Genomic DNA, 3,077 nt, shown 5'->3' on the forward strand with positions numbered 1-3,077 from the left:
AGCGCTACGCCGTGCACCACGGCGTGGAGATCACCGACCCGGCGATCGTCGCTGCGGCCACGCTCAGCCATCGCTACCTCGCCGACCGCCAGCTGCCCGACAAGGCCATCGATCTGATGGACGAGGCGGCGTCGCGCATCCGCATGGAAATCGACTCCAAGCCCGAGGAAATGGACCGCAAGGAGCGCCGCCTGATCCAGCTCAAGATCCAGCGCGAGGCGCTGAAGAAGGAAAAGGACAGCGAGTCCAGGCAGCGCCTGGCCGACCTGGAGGCGGAGATTGTCGTGCTGGAGCGTGACTTCAACGACCTGGAGGAAATCTGGAAAGCCGAGAAGGCCACGCTCACCGGCGCCACCAAGCTCAAGGAACAGCTCGAGCAGGCCCGCCAGGAGCTGGACGCGGCGCATCGGCACCAGGACTTCGCCAAGGCCAGCGAGATCCAGTACGGCCGCATCCCCGAGCTCGAAAAGCAGATCCACGCCGCGTCTGAAGTCGAGTCCAAAGGCTTCACGCTGCTGCAGGACAAGGTGACCGCCGAGGAAATCGCCGAAGTGGTGGCGCGCTGGACCGGCATCCCGGTCAGCAAGATGCTGGAGGGCGAGCGCGAGAAGCTGCTCAAGATGGAGGACGCGCTGCACACCCGCGTCATCGGCCAGCACGAGGCGGTGAAGGCCGTGTCCGACGCCATCCGGCGCTCGCGCGCCGGCCTGTCCGACCCCGACCGCCCGAACGGTTCGTTCCTGTTCCTGGGCCCCACCGGCGTGGGCAAGACCGAGCTGTGCAAGGCGCTGGCCGGCTTCCTGTTCGACACCGAGGACGCCATGGTGCGCATCGACATGAGCGAGTTCATGGAGAAGCACTCCGTGGCCCGCCTGATAGGCGCGCCCCCAGGCTACGTCGGCTATGAAGAGGGCGGTTACCTCACCGAGGCCGTGCGCCGGCGCCCGTATTCGGTGCTGCTGCTGGACGAAGTGGAAAAGGCGCACCCGGACGTGTTCAACATCCTGCTGCAGGTGCTCGACGACGGGCGCCTCACCGACGGCCAGGGCCGCACGGTGGACTTCCGCAACACCGTCATCGTGATGACCTCCAACTTGGGCTCGCAGCACATCCAGGAGCTGAGCACCGACGACAGCGCCGAGAGCTACACCCAGATCAAGGCCGCGGTGATGGGCGTGGTGCAGTCGCACTTCCGCCCGGAGTTCATCAACCGGCTGGACGAGATCGTGGTGTTCCACCCGCTGGGCAAGGCGCAGATCCGCAGCATCGCCGCCATCCAGACCAGCTATCTGGGCAAGCGCCTGGCCGAGCGCCAGATCAAGCTCGACATCGACGACAGCGCGCTGACCCTGCTGGGCGACATCGGCTTCGACCCGGTTTACGGCGCGCGGCCGCTCAAGCGCGCCATCCAGCAGCAGCTGGAGAACCCCCTGGCCACGCTGATCCTGTCGGGCGGCTTCGGTGCCGGCGATACCGTGAAGGTCACCGCCGAAGGCGGCGCCCTGGCCTTCACCAAGGGCTGAGCGCGGCGGCGCACGGGTCCAAAAAAAGCAGGCCCGGTTTCCCGGGCCTGCCTGGTTTACGGCGCTGGCGTGGTGCTTACCAGCTGTAGCCGACGTTGGCGTACAGGAAGGCGCCGTTGAAGCCGAACGGCGCGCTGCCGCTGTAGGGCAGCTGGCCAAAGGTGCTGTTGGCGAACAGCACTTCGTCCGGATAGCTGTCGAGCACGTTGTCGCCGCCCAGCGTGAAGCGCCACTGGTCCAGCACGTAGGTGGCCGACAGGTCCAGCGTCCACTCCGAGCCGTACGTCTGGTCGCGCGAGGTATCGGCCGGATTGTTGCCAAACAGGACCGTGACGTCGCCGTAGCGGGTGGCGGCGGCCGAGAACTCGAACGATCCCACCTTCCACAGGCCTGCGGCCAGCAGCTTGTCGCGCGGGGCGCCTACTTCGAAGCGGCCCAGCTCGACGCGGCCGAAGCGCAGCGCGGTCGGGTCAATCGCAGCGAGCGCAGGCGGGTTGGTCGCAACGCGGTCGATTTCGGTCTTGTTGTAGTTGTAGCCCAGCGTCAGGTCGATCGTGCTGGCTTCGAGCTGCCAGGCATAGGTGCCGACGATGTCCACGCCGCGGGTGGTGGTGTCGATGGCGTTGGTGAAGTAGCGGCCGCCGCCGACGCCCGGGAAACCGTTGGCGTTGAGGAAGTTGCGCACCGCCGTGCTGGTGAGGTTCTCGGACAGGGTGACGCGGTCGTCCACCTCGATCTGGTACGCGTCCACCGTCACGTACAGCCCTTCGACCGGCTGCAGCACCAGGCCGATGCTGAGGTTGGTGGACTCCTCGGCACGCAGCGGCTCGGCGCCCAGCGCGATGGCCGCCGGGTTGTTGACGCGGAAGGTCACGATGTCAAACGGCACGCCGCCGATGAAGTTGGTGGCGGTGGACTGGAAGAACTGCTGCTGCAGCGACGGCGCGCGGAAGCCGGTGGACACCGTGGCGCGCAGCGCCACCGCGTCGCTGAACTCATAGCGGGAAGAAAGCTTCCAGTTCGACGTGGTGCCGAAGTCGCTGTAGTCCTCGTAGCGTGCGGCCAGGCCGAGGGAAAGCTGCTCGGTGACGTCGCCTTCCAGGCCCGCGTACACCGAGACGTTCTGGCGGTCGAAGCTGCCGCCGTCGCTGGGCTTGAAGCCCGGGAACACCTGCGAGCCGGGGATGGGGGCGAACGCGCCGAGCGCATACGACAGCGGCTCGCCCTCGCCCTGGGTGAAGCTGTCCTGGCGCCATTCCAGGCCGTACGACAGCGTGACCGGGTAGGCCATGCCCCAGTCGAGCTGGTTGCTCAGGTCCACGTTGAACACGTCCTGCTCGACGCTCAGCGCACCGGCATAGAACTCGGTGGGCGAGGTCGGCCCCAGGCTGCGGTTGAGCGTGTTGAGGATGTCGAAGGTCAGCTCGTTCGTGCCGTAGGTGTAGCTGATGTCCACGCTGGTGCCGTTGCTGGTGGTGCCGCGGGTGCCGAAGCCCAGGTGCTTGTCGGTGGAGACGTTGTTGATCTGCGGCAGGAAGCCGTTGGGATAGATGG

At 66.7% G+C, this 3,077-nt stretch carries 2 protein-coding genes; one reads left to right on the forward strand and one right to left on the reverse strand.

What is annotated here, in order from left to right; genetic code table 11:
* Positions 1–1,523, forward strand: a 1,523-nt coding sequence (locus K0M70_RS14935; RefSeq protein ID WP_290783287.1) for an AAA family ATPase, incomplete at its 5' end; no start/stop codon positions are given.
* Between the two features lie 76 nt (positions 1,524–1,599).
* Here the strand turns inward: K0M70_RS14935 and K0M70_RS14940 are convergent.
* Positions 1,600–3,077: TonB-dependent receptor (locus K0M70_RS14940; RefSeq protein WP_290783289.1), on the reverse strand; the 1,478-nt coding region annotated here is incomplete at its 5' end.

This window comes from Arenimonas sp. (assembly GCF_019459675.1).
GTDB lineage: Bacteria > Pseudomonadota > Gammaproteobacteria > Xanthomonadales > Xanthomonadaceae > Arenimonas.